Origin of the sequence: Archaeoglobus fulgidus DSM 4304 (genome assembly GCF_000008665.1) — an archaeon.
Classification (GTDB): domain Archaea; phylum Halobacteriota; class Archaeoglobi; order Archaeoglobales; family Archaeoglobaceae; genus Archaeoglobus; species Archaeoglobus fulgidus.
The window spans coordinates 718,651-734,208 of sequence record NC_000917.1 but is presented as its reverse complement, the minus strand read 5'-3'; the positions used below and the strand labels follow the sequence as shown (position 1 = coordinate 734,208).

Annotated in this window: 18 protein-coding genes; 6 read left to right on the top strand and 12 right to left on the bottom strand. The window is 49.3% G+C overall.

Annotated features, from left to right (window positions below):
* The first annotated feature begins 8 nt into the window (after positions 1-8).
* Positions 9-755 carry an ABC transporter ATP-binding protein gene (locus AF_RS04180; protein ID WP_010878326.1) on the top strand — a complete coding sequence of 249 codons (747 nt, stop codon included), beginning with the start codon at positions 9-11 and terminating at the stop codon, positions 753-755.
* On the top strand, positions 748-1,452 hold the full coding sequence (locus AF_RS04175) for an ATP-binding cassette domain-containing protein (RefSeq protein ID WP_081423298.1): 705 nt from the start codon (positions 748-750) through the stop codon (positions 1,450-1,452). The genes AF_RS04180 and AF_RS04175 overlap by 8 nt, the downstream gene beginning before the upstream one ends.
* Before the next feature lie 91 nt (positions 1,453-1,543).
* Here the strand turns inward: AF_RS04175 and AF_RS04170 are convergent, their stop codons facing one another.
* The 4 genes from AF_RS04170 to AF_RS04155 are packed head-to-tail and all read right to left on the bottom strand — an operon-like array spanning position 1,544 to position 4,051.
* Complete coding sequence (locus tag AF_RS04170) at positions 1,544-2,689, bottom strand: nicotinate phosphoribosyltransferase (protein WP_010878324.1); 1,146 nt, start codon at positions 2,687-2,689, stop codon at positions 1,544-1,546.
* Positions 2,686-2,970, bottom strand: a complete 285-nt coding sequence (locus AF_RS04165; RefSeq protein ID WP_010878323.1) for a MazG nucleotide pyrophosphohydrolase domain-containing protein — start codon at positions 2,968-2,970, stop codon at positions 2,686-2,688. Before AF_RS04165 ends, AF_RS04170 begins: the two co-directional genes overlap by 4 nt.
* Positions 2,967-3,782, bottom strand: a complete 816-nt coding sequence (gene hisF, locus AF_RS04160; protein WP_010878322.1) for an imidazole glycerol phosphate synthase subunit HisF — start codon at positions 3,780-3,782, stop codon at positions 2,967-2,969. The genes AF_RS04165 and hisF overlap by 4 nt, the downstream gene beginning before the upstream one ends.
* Positions 3,782-4,051 (bottom strand): acylphosphatase, encoded by a 270-nt coding sequence (locus tag AF_RS04155; RefSeq protein WP_010878321.1) that lies wholly within the window; start codon positions 4,049-4,051, stop codon positions 3,782-3,784. The genes hisF and AF_RS04155 overlap by 1 nt, the downstream gene beginning before the upstream one ends.
* Positions 4,052-4,153: 102 nt before the next feature.
* Between AF_RS04155 and AF_RS04150 the strand changes: the two genes are divergently transcribed.
* Positions 4,154-6,013: a beta-propeller domain-containing protein gene (locus AF_RS04150; protein WP_010878320.1), complete on the top strand. Its 1,860-nt coding sequence runs from the start codon at positions 4,154-4,156 to the stop codon at positions 6,011-6,013.
* A gap of 89 nt (positions 6,014-6,102) precedes the next feature.
* Complete coding sequence (locus tag AF_RS04145) at positions 6,103-7,359, top strand: alpha/beta hydrolase family protein (RefSeq protein WP_010878319.1); 1,257 nt, start codon at positions 6,103-6,105, stop codon at positions 7,357-7,359.
* Here AF_RS04145 and AF_RS04140 read toward each other — a convergent pair.
* Together AF_RS04140 and AF_RS04135 are read right to left on the bottom strand one after the other, a co-directional pair.
* The gene (locus tag AF_RS04140; protein WP_010878318.1) at positions 7,352-8,401 is read right to left on the bottom strand and encodes a tRNA (guanine(10)-N(2))-dimethyltransferase; all 1,050 of its coding nucleotides are present in this window, start codon (positions 8,399-8,401) and stop codon (positions 7,352-7,354) included. The genes AF_RS04145 and AF_RS04140 overlap by 8 nt on opposite strands.
* 1 nt (position 8,402) lies before the next feature.
* On the bottom strand, positions 8,403-8,900 hold the full coding sequence (locus tag AF_RS04135) for an NTPase (protein WP_010878317.1): 498 nt from the start codon (positions 8,898-8,900) through the stop codon (positions 8,403-8,405).
* 72 nt (positions 8,901-8,972) lie between these two features.
* Here AF_RS04135 and serA point away from each other — a divergent pair, with 72 nt between their 5' ends.
* Complete coding sequence (serA, locus tag AF_RS04130) at positions 8,973-10,556, top strand: phosphoglycerate dehydrogenase (RefSeq protein ID WP_010878316.1); 1,584 nt, start codon at positions 8,973-8,975, stop codon at positions 10,554-10,556.
* A gap of 14 nt (positions 10,557-10,570) precedes the next feature.
* Here the strand turns inward: serA and AF_RS04125 are convergent, their stop codons facing one another.
* Positions 10,571-11,323 (bottom strand): hypothetical protein, encoded by a 753-nt coding sequence (locus AF_RS04125; protein WP_048064293.1) that lies wholly within the window; start codon positions 11,321-11,323, stop codon positions 10,571-10,573.
* A 39-nt stretch (positions 11,324-11,362) separates the two neighbouring features.
* Between AF_RS04125 and AF_RS12850 the strand changes: the two genes are divergently transcribed.
* Positions 11,363-11,503 (top strand): hypothetical protein, encoded by a 141-nt coding sequence (locus AF_RS12850; protein ID WP_180546195.1) that lies wholly within the window; start codon positions 11,363-11,365, stop codon positions 11,501-11,503.
* A gap of 10 nt (positions 11,504-11,513) precedes the next feature.
* Here AF_RS12850 and AF_RS04115 read toward each other — a convergent pair whose 3' ends face one another.
* The 5 genes from AF_RS04115 to glcD are packed head-to-tail and all read right to left on the bottom strand — an operon-like array spanning position 11,514 to position 15,548.
* The gene (locus AF_RS04115; protein WP_010878314.1) at positions 11,514-12,608 is read right to left on the bottom strand and encodes a LutB/LldF family L-lactate oxidation iron-sulfur protein; all 1,095 of its coding nucleotides are present in this window, start codon (positions 12,606-12,608) and stop codon (positions 11,514-11,516) included.
* Positions 12,605-12,976: a LutC/YkgG family protein gene (locus AF_RS04110; RefSeq protein ID WP_010878313.1), complete on the bottom strand. Its 372-nt coding sequence runs from the start codon at positions 12,974-12,976 to the stop codon at positions 12,605-12,607. The genes AF_RS04115 and AF_RS04110 overlap by 4 nt, the downstream gene beginning before the upstream one ends.
* The gene (locus AF_RS04105; protein WP_010878312.1) at positions 12,973-13,875 is read right to left on the bottom strand and encodes a (Fe-S)-binding protein; all 903 of its coding nucleotides are present in this window, start codon (positions 13,873-13,875) and stop codon (positions 12,973-12,975) included. Before AF_RS04105 ends, AF_RS04110 begins: the two co-directional genes overlap by 4 nt.
* On the bottom strand, positions 13,876-14,163 hold the full coding sequence (locus AF_RS04100; RefSeq protein WP_197030948.1) for a (Fe-S)-binding protein: 288 nt from the start codon (positions 14,161-14,163) through the stop codon (positions 13,876-13,878).
* Entirely contained in the window at positions 14,163-15,548 is a 1,386-nt protein-coding gene (gene glcD, locus AF_RS04095; protein WP_010878311.1) for a glycolate oxidase subunit GlcD, read from the bottom strand. Before glcD ends, AF_RS04100 begins: the two co-directional genes overlap by 1 nt.
* Between the last annotated feature and the right edge of the window lie 10 nt (positions 15,549-15,558).

The window sequence follows — 15,558 nt, the reverse complement described above, 5'->3', positions numbered from 1 at the left end:
GTGGTAGAATGCTGAAAGTTGAGGGAGTTGGAATAAGATTTGGAGGTCTAATAGCTCTGAACAACGTAACCTTTGAAATCAGGAAGGGGGAAGTTCTGGGGATTATTGGGCCAAATGGGGCTGGAAAGACGACCTTGTTCAACGTCATTTCGGGCCTTTACAAACCAGATGAGGGTGTTATAATCTTCGAGGGGAAGAACATAACGACCATGCCTCCACATAAAATCGTAAGGCTCGGGATAAGCAGAACTTTCCAGACGGTCAGTCTGTACTTCAACCTACCTGCAATCGGTAACCTGCTCATAACGCTCACCGCATGGTACAGAAGCGGCGTTCTATCCGCCCTGAGAGAAGAGAACGGTGACGAGACCTTCAAGGAGGCCATGGAACTTTTAAACTTTGTTGGACTTGATGAAAAGGCCTTCACTCCTGTCAAAAACCTTCCGCAGGAAGCTCAAAGGAGGCTTTCCATCGCCATTGCACTGGCAACAAAGCCAAAGCTGCTTTTGCTCGACGAGCCTACAGCAGGTCTGAATCTGGAGGAGACGGACAGAATTCTGGAAATTATAAGGACTCTGAAGGAGAGAGGTGTTACAGTTGCAATAATTGAGCATAAAATGAGGTTCATAATGGGTGTTTCTGACAGAATTGTCGTTCTGGACAGCGGAGAGATTATCGCAGAAGGCAGCCCTAAGGAAATCGTAGAGAACGAAAGAGTCATTAAGGCATATTTGGGTGAGAGCTATGTTGTTTGAGGTTAAAGACCTTCACGTAGCATACGGCAGCTACGAGGTTCTCAGAGGTGTGAATCTCGAAGTTGACCGTGGCGAAATCGTCTCGATAATTGGTAGCAATGGTGCAGGAAAAAGCACTCTTTTCAGAACTATTTCTGGCCTAATCAAGCCGAGAAGCGGCAGAATAATCTTTGAGGGAGAAGACATTGCGGGGAAAAGCCCTGAAGAGATTGTTTCAATAGGCATCACCCACTGTCCGGAAGGTAGATTCCTCTTTCCAGAGCTTAGCGTTTACAAAAACCTCCTCCTCGGCTACTACACTAAAAGGAAGGACAAGAAGGGGTTTAAGGAAAGGCTTGAGTACGTTTTCGAGATATTCCCGGTTCTGAAAGAAAGAATTAACCAGAGGGCAGGGACGATGAGCGGTGGTGAGCAGCAGATGCTCGCAATTGCCAGAGCTCTGATGCCATCCCCGAAACTCCTGCTCCTGGACGAGCCAAGCCTGGGATTGTCTCCTAAGCTTTCGTGGAGTGTTTTTGAGGTGTTAAAAGAAATAAAAAAAGACACGGCTATTCTTGTCTCAGAGCAGAACGCCTCTCTCTGTTTGAAAGTTTCCGACAGGACTTACGTCATGGAGCTTGGAGAAATAAGGCTCAGCGGTAAAGCCGATGAGGTCTTGGCAAACCCAGAGGTGAAGAGGGCATATCTCGGTATTTGAAGATATCTCTTATTTTTTTGTTTAAATAAAGCTTCTGAACAAAGAAAAGCCGAATTTTAGGCTATTTCCTCCTTAAATAAGAAAAGAAAATTCACAAAAACTCTTCCTCTCTCCCCAGCTTTCTTATAATCTCCATCTGTCTCAGCACGAGCTCTCTCGCTTTCTCCATGTCTGTATTTTCGATAATCTTCCCGCCCTCTATTACCTTCCTCAGCAGTGGCTCGCCCTTTCCGCTGTATTCTTCCCTGAAAAGCTTCACCTCATCCCTAAGCTCATCCCAGTGCCTGTAAACCTGCTTCATTCCTCCTCTCTTGCCCCTCTTGGCCGCAAATCTGCCCTCTCTCTCCACTATGTCCAACGCGAAGTCAACGGGATTCGCTCCGCTTATTGCAGTCCCAACGCCAAAGGCATCAACGATGTCCCTCAGCTCAAGAACGTCCTTTAAGCTGAGCCCTCCGCTGACGAAAATTCTGACGTGCTGCTTTCCCCTGATGTCCAGCTCCCACCTCACCTCTTCGACAATCTTCCTGAACTTGCCCCTTCTTGATGAGGGAGTGTCGAGCCTCACTCCGCTCACGTTCTCAACATTCTCAACGGCCATCACAGCTTCTGTTTTCTCATCAAAGTAGGTGTCCACCAGCATCGTTCTCGGCACTTCTTTGTCAACAACCTCATCAAAGCTCCTCCACGCCTCAACCTGGTTGCCGAAGCAGATTATCATGGCATGAGGCATCGTTCCCATGCTTTTCAGGCCGAGGTACTTCTCGGCAGAGTAGTTGCTGACCCCATCAACACCGCCGATGTACGCTGCTCTCTCTATTGCAGGGGCTATGGCAGGATGCATCCTCCTCGTGCCAAAGGAGTAAACCCTCTTGTCCCCAGCCGCAAGCTTGAACCTGAAGGCCTGTGTTGCGACAGCGCTGGCGTGGCAGAGGAAGCCCAGCAAAGAGGTCTCATACCTCGCAAAGTCCTGGTATTTACCTACAATGGTCATCACGGGCTCGTGGGGGAAGAAAAGGCTGCCCTCTGGCATTGCGTAAACGTCAATGGGCAGACCTTCGAGGAGGTTGAGGGCATCTTCAAGGCCTGCGAAGACTCCCCATCCTGACGTCGTAACCTCTGCCACCACAGTGGGATTGACGTTCTTCGCCTTCAGAACCTTCTCCGTCCAGATGAAGTACTTATCCGTAACAATTCCGTTCTTAATATCGTCCTCGCTTACCATCTTGAACCTCATTTCGAATCACACTCACACGGCTTTTTTCCGCAGCGAATGCAGTAACCGGGATACTTTTTTAAAATTTCCTCCTCCACGTCAACATCCAGCAGATTGGCGAGGCTTACGAGCCACGCCATCACATCCGCAATCTCCTCTCCAACGTTAGTTCCCTTCCTCACAGCCTCAGCAAGCTCCCCAACCTCTTCAACAACCCACAGCATGGTCTTTTCAACGCCCCTCTCCCTGTCACGGTTTATGTAAATTTCCGAAATCATCCTCTGAAACTCGGAAATTTTCACAATCTCACCTGCACGCCCCTCTCAGCCAGATACTCCTTAATTTCCCTGATTCCAATTTCTCTGTAGTGGAAGATGCTTGCAGCTAAGCACGCATCGGCCTTCCCTTCCACAAACCCCTCGTAGAAGTGCTCCTTTGTTCCAGCTCCTCCTGAAGCTATGACTGGAATGTTAACCTCCTCGCTTATCTTTCTCGTTATGGGGATGTCGAAACCATCCTTCGTGCCGTCTCTGTTCATCGACGTGAGCAGAATCTCTCCAGCGCCAAGCTCCTCAACCCTCTTCGCCCACCAGACCGCATCTATGCCGACGGGCTTTCTCCCGCCGTAAATCACAACCTCGTACCACGCCTTCGTGCCATCCTCAAGCTCCACGATGTATTCACCCTTGCTCAGGTCGAAGTTCCTCCTGCAGTCAATGGCAACAACAATGCACTGGCTGCCGAAAATATCCGCAGCCTCTCTCACAAATTCGGGGTTTTTGACGGCGGCGGTGTTGATAGAAACCTTGTCCGCTCCAGCAGAGAGAATGGTGTTTATGTCCTCAATGCTCTTTATCCCCCCTCCAACGGTGAAGGGGATGAAAACCTGCTCCGCAGTTCTCTCTATAACATCAATCATCGTCCTTCTCCCTTCTGGAGAGGCTGTGATGTCAAGAAAAACAAGCTCGTCTGCCCCCTCCTCGTCGTACCTCTTCGCCAGCTCAACTGGGTCGCCAGCATCCCTAAGATTGACGAACTCCACTCCCTTAACAACCCTCGCTTCACTTTCGTCAAGAGTTACGTCGAGACAGGGGATTATTCTTTTGGCCAGCATCAGTAGGCCACCTCGAAGCTTTCGTAGTTTTCAATTTCAGCCTTTTTAACCTCAACCCCCCTAACAGTGGCAAGCGGAGGTCCAGATTTTACGGCTGAGAGGAACTTGTCAAGAGTAAGCTCCTCTCCGACGGCGTATATGTAAACCCTCCCGTCCGGGAGGTTTTTAACGTAACCCTTAATGCCCAGCTCCCTCGCAACCCTGCGTGTGAAGTACCTGAACCCCACCCCCTGAACGTTGCCGCTGACGTAGATTTCGAGGGCAATCATAACCCCACCTTTTGCCTGCGGTATATAAGTTTGAATTCTTTTGTATGAATATTTTCGAACGAATTGAAATCATATAAATAGTTTGCCTGCATAGCAATTGACATGAAAAAACTAATTGCGATAATTGCGGTGGCGGCGGTGGTTATTGCGGGATTTGTTTTCACTGCCAATCAGCCAGAGCAGGCTGAAGAGGTGGCGAGCCTGAAAACCTTCTCCTCTCCTGATGAGTTCAGGGAGTATCTGGCAAAAAGCGCTGAAATCTCTGCATTCTATCCAGTGGTTTACACCGCAAGGGCTGAAGTGATGGTGGATTCCTCTAAGGGAGCTCCCTTGGGGGAAGCAACTCCCACAGCCATTCCAGCAGTAACTACGACTCCCGAAAGGTATTCTGAGACCAATGTTCAGGTTAAGGGCATCGATGAGCCAGACATCGTTAAAACGGACGGAGTCAACATCTACTACTCTCCCTTCCCCTTCATTGTTTATATCCGCTATCCGGAAAAATACTACATCGACACAACGAAGGTAATCAGAGCCTTCCCACCATCGAACCTCAGCATTACTGGTGAAATAAAAGAGTCCGGCAACCTCCTCCTCCACGAAAACGTTCTGATGATTCTCAACTCCGAGGGCATTTATGCTTACAACACTGAAACGCAGAAGGAGGTGTGGAGCGCCGAGTTTAACGGCAGCTACGTTGATGCAAGGCTTTATGGCGGAAAGCTCTACGTTGTAACGAGAAGCTGGCTGAACTTTGGCGAACCATGCCCCATAAGACCTCTAACAGTTAACGGAAAGTCCGTGGAGATTGCTTGCAGCAGAATCTATCATCCAACAATTCCCGTAACCGTCGACACAACCTACACCGTCGTTAAACTTGACGCCAAAACGGGAGAGGTTGAGAACTCAGTCTCCTTTGTCGGTTCATCGGGCATGTCGGTTGTTTACATGAGCAAAAATGCAATCTACGTCACCTACAACTCCTATGCTGACCCTGCAAAGCTCACCTACCAGTTCATTTCCGAAAACCCCGACTTGGTTCCGGACTGGATTAGAGAGAAGATAGAGAAGCTGATGGATTACGACATAAGCAGCAGAGCCAAGCAGGTCGAGATAATGTACCTTCTGGAGCAGCTCAGAGCTTCAATGAGCGAGGACGAGAGGCTGAAGTTTGAAAATGAGTATTACAACAGGTGGGAGAACTTCACGAAGAAACACGCGAGGGAGATTGAGAAGACGCACATCGCCAAATTCTCTCTGCAGCTTGAGGCTGAAGGGATGAACTCAGTCCCGGGAAGGCTCCTCAACCGGTTCTCCCTTGATGAATACAACGGCTACCTGAGAGTGGCGACAACAGTTGATTGGGACGAGAACGACCTCTACGTGCTTGACGAAAAGCTTGAGGTTGTGGGGAAGATACAGGGATTCGGCCTCGACGAGAGAATTTATGCAGTGAGGTTTGACGGAGATGTTGGATTCATCGTAACCTTCCGCCAGACCGACCCCTTCTTCGTCCTCGACCTCTCAAATCCTGAAAATCCGAAAATCGTGGGAGAGCTGAAGATTCCGGGCTTCTCTTCCTACCTCCACAGAATTGATGAGAACACCGTTCTCGGCGTAGGCAGAGAAGAGGGGAACGTCAAGCTCTCCCTCTTCGACATCTCCGACTTAACCAGCCCGAAGGAGAAGAACAGGTACATTCTACAGGAATACTGGAGTGAGGTGCTCAGCAACCACCACGCCTTCCTCCTCGACAGCCAGCACGGAATCTTCTTCCTGCCTGCAGGGCAGAACGGCTACATCTTCTCCTACAAAGATGGTTTGAAGCTGATTAAAGCTGTGAAGGGAAATGCCGTTAGGGCAATCTACATTGACGATTATCTATACATCATCGGCCCTGAGGAAATCAGCGTTTACGATGAGAACAGCTGGGAGAAGGTTGGGGAGCTGAAGCTTCAGTGATTTCTTATTTTTCATGGTAATAACAATTACTATTATCATTTTTATAAAAACTCCGAAAAGATTATATTTTCGTAATGTTTAATTGAGACATGCGCTGGTGGTTGTGCATTCTGGTTTTGCTGCTTGCTGTTCCTGCGCAGGCGTTATTGATGCCGGGGACGAGAGTTGTGGAAGAGCACCACGCCAATCCTTTTGAAATCGACGTCTCTTCGATAGACAACCTGGGCGATATTCCGGTGGATGACCCGTCTGATGGAATCAACTGGAGCTTCTTGTACCTCCCCTATCCAAACTGTACATCCGGCACTGGTGATGCGACTTTTATTGCGGTGAGCAGAGGCTCTTCAAACAACATCCTGATTTACCTCGAAGGGGGTGGGGCTTGCAGCGACTTCTACACCTGCGGAATGGGGCAGTACGTTGACCATGCGAGCTGTAATGCCACACCAACAGCCACGGTAACCACTCTGAATCCGAATCCATGGGTGGTAAGCTACCACTACAGGTACGGCATCTTCGACCGAGCGAATCCGGACAACCCCTTCAGGGACTGGACGATTGTTTTCGTTCCCTATTCGACCGGCGACGTGCACTGGGGGAACAGGGTAGTGAAATACTGTTACTACAACCCCTACAACCTCAGCCAAGTGGATTGCTCAATTAACTTCACAGTCCACCACGTCGGCTTCGTTAACGCTATAACAGCCATAAGGTGGGCTGCTGAACAGGGCGACTTTGATAAGGTTGTCATTGCAGGTTCAAGTGCTGGAGGTTACGGAACGATTGTTCACTCTTTCTATGCGAGAGAAATCTTTGGAAAGCCGATTTTGGCAATAGACGATGCAGGGCCGGGATTAAACGTAAACCAAAGCAACTTTACAATACAAATGTTGTTTGGTATTGAAACTCTCAATGAAACGTGGGGAGCCTACGATAATCTCCCTGATGATGCCCAAGATTTTCTTGGGGACAGGGACCCAATCTTCTTCGTTGACTACTTCCTTGACCACTACCCCGACAGCAGGTTTGCCCTCTACGAGGACCAGATGGACTACACCATCGGGGTTTTCTTCAACGGCTACACTGAGGAGCAGTTCAGAGATTTGCTGCTGAATAAGGCATGCGAAATAAAGGCCATGCACAGACACAACTTCTTCAGATATCTACCCCTCGGAACAGAACACACCATTCTTGCCTATCCGTGGTTTTACGAAAAGAACATCCACAACTATCGGGTTTACGAGTGGGTCTGGGACTTGATCAAGGGGAAGAAAAGGGATGCTGTTGAGCTGGATGGTGTTAGGGGTATATACCTTGCATGCCCACCGGGAATTTTTGCTAAATAATTTTTCTACTTCTTAAAATTTTTACAACCACATCCCTGTCCGCATCTGTCTTAACACAGAAACCGCAGTAGTGCGTCCTTGAAGCTTCGTAGCCGAGCTTTTTGAGCTCCTCAACAACCACATCGGTCGGTGGGAGAGTGAGAGAGTGGATTTTTGCCAGCGCTGGGAGGCTGTAGGCAGTCGGAGCATCAATCTCAGCCAATATTTTTTCAAGAAACGCTCTCAGCTTCCCCTCAGCCTTTTCTGCAACCTTCTCAGCAAAATCCCTCTGCTTGAGCTCTCCCAGCCAGATTGGACCGATTAGGCTGAATTTCCCACCACATTCACACCTCTCCGCCCCCTCACCCATTCCCAGCACCTTTTTCCTCAGGCAGGTGCTGCAGTAAGCTAAGTAGCCCATTTTCTCGTAAACCTTTGCCGACATTGCTGTGGACTTCTTAATTTTGAAGTGAACCCTGTAGTAGTGCTCCCTCACCCAAGATATGAGGGGAAACAAAGCTTTCTCGTATTTCGTTGCCTCTCTCACAACAAAGCCAATCAGCATCCTCAGCCCTACCTCATGGTAAACGTCAGTTTTCACAGCGAATGCTCCGTATTTTTTCAGGCCGGAGTTTGTGGCGCTCCCGCAAAGGGCAGCGGTGTCGGTTGCGGTAACGCTCAGATACCTCTTTGCAGAGAAGCAGGCTGAATCCATGAATGGGGCTGGAGAGCCGAAAGGGTCGATGTCTATGTGCTCGAAGGCCCTCTGCCTCATCACCGCTGCCGCATCGCCGTTGATAACCTCCCCACTTACGCCATTCTCCCTTAAATTCTCCTCTATAACCTTCACGGCCTTTGGGCTTACGTCGTTGAAAACAGCTTTCTTCCCTGCCTCAAGCGCAGCCCTGATTCCCCTTATCCCGCTTGCTGAGAGGGCGTCGAAGTATTCCTTAGAGTCCATTGTTGCAAAAACAAGCATGTCCAGATCTCTGCAGAATCTCATCCTCGGGTTGTAAAAAACTCCCTCAACCTTAACTCTCGCCCTTCCCTCCTCAACCTCCATCCTACCCCTCTAAGATTCTGGTTATCTCCTCAGCTATCCTGTTTCTGTTGCTTTCATCGATGACGTAAACCTTGAACTCTCTCCTGATTCTGTCCAGCAGTCTGTGCCTTGATTTGAGGTGAATGGTGAAGAGCAGCCTTTCTCTCCCCATCAAATTTTCCACGAACCTCACAAACTTCCTGCTCTTGAGCTCCATTGGCCCCACTTCGTCAATGATTACCAAATCAGCATCCGTCCTCACTGAATCCAGAAACTCCTCAAGCCCCTCAACGTTAACAGCATACTTTCCAACCCTTGCTTTTCCCTCACCAACTCTGGCAAGCCACTCCTCATTGCCAGAGCTCAAATCAACGAGCTTGAATCCAACTCTAACACCATCCCTGCGAACCTCTTTAGTAATAAACCCGCCTACAGTCATTTTGTCCTTCAACGACTCGTGCACCTTAAGGCACAGGGTTGTCTTCCCCACTCCCGGTCTTCCGGTGACCGCAACTTTCACAGCCTGAAATTGGTGGACGAGTAAAAGTTTTTATCGTAAAAGTTTTTAGCTCTGCCCCTGAGCGTGAGAGGTATGAAAGTGCTTGTTGCAGAGCCAATCAGTGAAGAGGCCATCGACTATATGCGCAAAAACGGATTAGAGGTTGAAGTAAAAACAGGAATGTCGAGAGAGGAGCTTATTCGGGAAGTGCCCAAGTATGAGGCCATCGTCGTTAGAAGCCAGACCAAGGTGGATGCTGAAGTCATTCAGGCAGCTAAGAACCTCAAGATTATCGGAAGAGCAGGAGTTGGAGTGGACAACATAGACATCAACGCCGCAACGCAGAGGGGAATAGTTGTTGTTAACGCTCCGGGAGGAAACACGATCTCAACCGCTGAACATGCAATCGCCCTAATGCTCGCCGCTGCCAGGAAAATCCCGCAGGCTGACAGAAGCGTCAAGGAGGGGAAGTGGGAGAGGAAGAAATTCATGGGAATTGAGCTTAGGGGGAAGACTGCTGGAGTCATCGGGCTTGGCAGAGTTGGTTTTGAAGTAGCAAAGCGCTGCAAGGCCCTAGAGATGAACGTTTTAGCCTACGACCCCTTCGTGTCCAAGGAGAGGGCCGAGCAGATTGGGGTTAAGCTTGTTGACTTTGACACTCTCTTGGCATCATCGGATGTCATAACTGTCCACGTTCCGAGAACGAAGGAAACCATCGGTCTGATTGGAAAGGGGCAGTTTGAAAAGATGAAGGACGGTGTGATAGTCGTCAACGCTGCCAGAGGTGGAATTGTCGATGAAGCAGCGCTTTACGAGGCGATAAAGGCGGGAAAAGTTGCGGCTGCTGCCCTCGACGTTTACGAAAAGGAGCCGCCATCTCCAGACAACCCGCTTCTCAAGCTGGATAATGTGGTCACAACTCCTCACATCGCCGCATCAACAAGAGAGGCTCAGCTCAACGTGGGGATGATAATTGCGGAGGACATCGTGAACATGGCGAAGGGTCTGCCTGTTAGAAATGCAGTCAACCTGCCCTCCATTGAGCCCTCCGATTTCGAATTTATGATGCCTTTCCTGACGCTGGCCGAGAAAATGGGGAAGATTGCGAGCGTGAGGCTTGGGGGAGCAATAAGAAAAGTCAAGGTGACCTGCAGCGGAAAGCTTGCAACCAAGAATACCGAATTCGTTACGAGAGCGCTCCTCAAAGGTCTTTTCGAGCCTATTCTCAGCAATGAGATAAATCTGGTTTCAGCGAAGCCGGTAGCAGTTGAGAGGGGGATAACCATTGAGGAAAGCAAGGTTGAGAGTGTGGAGCACTACGAGAGCTTGCTGGAGGTTTGGGTTGAGAGCAACGGAAAGGAGATGTATCTCGCAGGCACATGCTTCGGCAACGAGTACAGAATCCTGAAAATTGACGTTTACAATGTCAACTTCGTCCCGAAGGGCCACTACATCATCTCCCTGCACGAAGACAAGCCCGGTGTCATCGGCAGAGTGGGGACGCTGTTCGGCAGGAACAACATCAACATAGCGGGGATGATTGTTGGGAGGAGCGGAGACAAGCCGGGAGGAATTCAGCTTATGCTCCTGCTCGTAGATGATCCGCCAACGCCAGAGGTGCTTGAGGAGATGACGAAGCTTGATGGAATAATCGACGCAACCTACGTCGAGCTTTAGCTTTTTTAAAAAATTTAGAGGCACCAGCTTCTCGCCACCAGGACCTGCCTTTCAGTCCTCATTCCTGCGGGATGGTAGGCTATCACAGGAACGCACCCTCTTACGTCCTTCCATATTTCCATTTTCATTGCGAGGGAGCCGTTGAGGAGATATTCGACCATCGTGACGTAGTAGCCCTGAACGTTCTCCCCCTTCCTCGGCCCATCCGGAATCACCACTTTATCCCAGGTCGTTGTGGCTTTGCCGACCTCAAGAAGCTCGTCGAGCCCCATGAAGTCCAGCGCCTCAAGCGGCTCTGGAGGCTTGACTGGTGGCTGGTAGCTGTAGCCCTCAGCAACCTCAACCTCTCCATCAGGTGAGATGTAAGCTATAACCACACCCCTCGACTCCACCGTCATTGCCCCCATTCTACCCTCGCTTCTCCACCTTTTTCCGAGCACGAGGGGGTAGTCGAAGGAGACTATTTCAGTATCGAAGACAAGCTTCCCGGAGCCCTTCAGAAACCACGTCCATCCTTCTCTGTCCTTCTCCCATTTCGTGTCGTAGGGGGCGAGACGCTGGTAGAAAACTGAAACAACCTCTCTGTTCTCGTTCAGAAAAACCTGCGCCTCATAGCTGCCAATACCTTCGTGCAGCTTTCCGTAGCCGTCGAGAAAGAAAACCTCGCCCTTGTCGACATCCTCGTAAACGTACCTCTGCTCCCATCTGAACCAGTATTCGGGTTTTGGAAAGATTATTTTTGCGCTTTCCGGATACTCAACTTCCATGCCCCTTCGTCTAAGGCTTGTTAAAAAATCTGGCGGATTTTGGCTGTCCGTAAAGATTACATTGAGGTCAGGGAGGAGCTCTTCGACTGGGGATTGCTGGACAAAATAAGCTTTGAGGACTTTCTGGAGAAGCTTGCCAAGCACTACAGTCCCGAACCAGTTAGGGAGATGGAGGAATAAATTTTGCTAATTAGTCGAGCTTTAATGCGAGCTTCCTGATTTCCCTAATCATCCTCGGCATGTCTATCTTCATCGGGCAGACTTCCCTGCACTTTCCGCAGAGTGTCGAGAGGAAGCAGTAGTCAGTTATAGCATCGGTTATCGCGCTCCAAATCATCCCCATCGGCCCTCCGTAAACTTCTCCGCCCCACACGTTCCCTGCAAGCTGGAAAACCGGGCATTCGAGTTGACACCTTCCGCATCTGACGCAGGCGAGCTGCTCCCTGAACTGCGTGTTTTTCCTGCCATTATCGAGGAGTATGACGTGCATGTCCTGCTGCTGAACCTTCTCGTTAACGTTGATGTATGCAGGCGGAAACGTGCCGAAAAAAGCAGACTGCACGCAGATTGATTTCAAACAGAGCTCATCTGTTGGCAGGATCTTTTCAATGCTGACCAGTGCGAGGTAGGTTTTCGGAAGGGAGGTTGACAGCCTGATGTTACCCTCATTCTCAATCAGAAATATCCTTCCCGTCTCTGCGGAGAAGGCGTTGCAGCCCGAAACACCGACATCGGCCTTAAGGAACTTCTCCCTCATGAACTTTCTGACTTCTCTGGCCAGAACCTCGGCACTCTCTCCTTCAACACCAATCCTTTTCAGGATTTCCCCAACTTCCTGTTCCGAGTAGTGTAGAGCCGGAATCACCATGTGCATCGGCTTATCTCCTGCAACCTGAACTATCAGCTCTCCTAAGTCGGTCTCCCAGACCTCGTTTCCGATCTTCTCCAGCCACTCTCTCAGGTGAATTTCCTCCGAAACCATCGACTTCGCCTTGACGACGAGCTTTCCCTCACCAACAACTTTGCCCGCTATTTTCCTTGCTTCTTCAGCACTCTCTGCATAGTAAACGTTAACTCCGCGTGACTCAAGCACATCTTTGGCCTTATCGATCCAGAAATCGTAGTTCTCGGCAACTTTCAGTTTTGCGCTTTTCACATCTTCGGCAAAGTCGATAAGGTAGGGGTGGTTTTCGACGTTTCTTCTGACGTTCTCACTCAGATTTCTTAGAGACCTGAGTATTCCCTCCTTTATGGATTTTCTCCGCAAAGCATCGTAGATGTTCACTTTCTCACCACCAGCACTACCGTGAACTTTCTCGGCCCGTGCATGCCGAAGACGGTCTTTCCTTCAATGTCCGCAGTCTTTGAGGCACTGCTTGAGGCAAAAAGAACGTCGGATTTTCTTCGAGCGTGTTCGTAGGCCAGCAGTATGTTTTCTTTCACGTCCTCCTCCTTCAGAATCGCAACATGGTGCTCGGCAAGTCCGGCCTTCATCTTTTCCTCGAAGCCTCCAAAAAAGATGACTCCTGTCTTTTCATCCGCACTCAACGCATAGCTTATGTGAGCATTCTCAAAATTCTTTATCAGAACATCAGCTTTCTCGGTAATAATAACCTCCACTCCGTTCGCCTTCAGAGCTTCTACAATCTTCATCCCACCACCATCGAGAAGTCAACGGCGTTACCACCCGCTCTCCTCAGATTTGCAAGGCAGATGGGGCAGAATGTTATTATTCGCGAATTTCCAAGCTCCTCCACCCTTAACCTCGCTATTTCTCTTGATATTTTCGGAGATAAAGCCTCCACAGGACCTCCGCAGCAGTTTGTCAGCCTTCCGGAATACCTGACGCCTCTGTATTTGACTCCAGCGCAGTTGAGAACTTCTCTCACTCTGTCCGATAGCTCGAGATAGCGGCCGTAGTAGCACGGGTCGTGAATTACGAACTCCTCATTAAACAGGCTTTTTGCATCGCTCAGCAGCTCAATGTAGCTTTTAACATCAAACTCCACTCCCGTAAACTTCGGATAGAGAACTTTCAGCGCGTAGGTTGTGTGGGGGTCAGGGGTAACGATCTTTTCAATTCCTGCGGATTCAAGCCTTTTGCAAACAAACTTCGCGTGTTCTGCAAAAGCTTCGTCATGCCCGAAATCGTAGAGCAGAATACCGCTGTAAAAGTCGAGATGCGGGGCGTAGAAGACGTCAACCGATTTTGCAAGTAAAAAGTAAACTTTTTGCAGAATCGTTTCAGCCTCTTCCCTGGCCTCTCTTGGGGTAATCGCCTTCAGCAGTGAGAATGGGACGGGAAATGCTTTGGAGAGTGTGAGCAGTCCCTGAAGTCTGGAGTTTTCGATCTTCTCTAAGAATTTTACAGTGGCCTCGATATAGGGCGTTAGCTGGTAGAGCATCCCGGTGAAGAATAGCCAATCCCCTTCCTTGCTGATTTCAACCTTCTTCCACCAATTGTTGGTTTTCTCGTTTTTTATTCCGAGGGGGTTTCTTGTCTTCTTCATGTTTTCCGAAAGTAACTTAACTACATACTCAGGCTTGATCATTCACTTCACCTCTGACAGCTTCAACATATACTTTCTGAATGACCTAATAACCTCGGGAATGTTTATCCCTGCAGGGCAGAATGCAGCACAAGCTCCGCATCCCAAACAGGAAAAAAGACCGTTCACACTTTCCTCTGTTGCAAGACCTTTCAGGTAAAGGGAAATTGTGTTAACTCTCCCTCTCGGCGTGTAGTTTCTTTTAATGAGAAATCTTGTGGGGCAGGACATCTCGCAAAATCCGCAAAAGGAGCACCGTGAAATCTCCTCAAGAATCTCTTTGACCTCCACTATACCACCTTTCCAGGATTGAGGATGTTCTTAGGGTCAAAGAGCTTCTTGATTTCCCTCATTATTTCCAGAGCTTTCTCGCTCTTTTTGTACTTCATTTCCATTTCAAGCCCCTCTTTTTTAACCACGCCAATTCCGTGCTCAGCGCTTATCGTACCACCAAGCCTTAGAGCGAGCTCCATAACTTCCGTGTAGAACTTATGTGACCTGCTCATCAGCTCCTCGTCCTCCGGAGACGTCCATATCGTTGGATGGAGGTTTCCGTCACCGACGTGGCCGGCTATGAAAACTGTAAAGTCGTATTTCCGGGCAATTTCCTTTATCCCTCTGATTGCCTCTGGCAGCTTTGAGACCGGAACGGATATATCCTCAATCAAAACGAGCGACTTTTTGGTTCCAAACTCCTTGGAAGCCAATTTGATTGCCAGAGGGTAGAACGCTCTCCTCAGAGCCAGCAGGTTTTTCTCCTCTAGCTCTCTCTGATTTCTTGCTATTATCACTCTTCTCGCTGTCTGTGACAGTATGCTTTCCAGAGCGCTTGCGATTCTCTCACTCGCCTCGTGATTGCACTCAATTCCAACAACAAGCATGTTTCCTTCCTCGTCAATTCCAGAAATCTCCCGACCAGCTTTCACGAGGTCGCTGTCGAGGAACTCCATTATTGCCGGCCACATGTGCTTGATTTCCACAACGGCCTGCATCGCCTTTTCCGGGCTGTCGAAGAAAGCCCCTGCATAGACTATATTTTCCGGTAGCGGGGCGATTTTCAGAATTGCCTTTGTAACTATTGCGAGAGTCCCCTCGCTTCCCACAATCAGCTTAGTCAGGTTGTACCCCTGCCTGCACTTGAGCGTTCTTGAACCTATGTTGAGAACTTCTCCATCTGCTGTGACAACTTCCAGTCCCAGAACCCAGTCAACCATGGTTCCATACTTTGCTCCCCTCATCCCTCCCGCTCCGGTGTTTATCGCTCCGCCAACTGTTGCTGACCTCACCGAACCCGGATCGACGGGGAACGTGTAGCTGTGTTCGTTCAACCTTTCCTCCAGCTCCGCAATTCTCACTCCCGGTTGAGCCACTGCATAGCCATCCACAACGTTTATCTCCTCGATTTTATTCATTTTTGAGAAGTTTATGACTATCCCGTCTTCAGGAACCGAAGACCCGCTTAACTCCGTTGAGCTTCCCTGAGGGTAGATTTTAATGTTGTTCTCGTAGCAGAGTTTTGCAATCCTCGCAACCTGCTCCGTATTTTCCGGAAAAACTACCGCAGTTGCGTTACCGGCTTTTCCAATAGCATCAGTCGAGTGGAGCGTTACAACAAGAGGGTCGGTGCTGACGTTCCCCTTACCAAGGATTTTCTCAAGCTCTTTTGTTATCTTCATTACATTACAA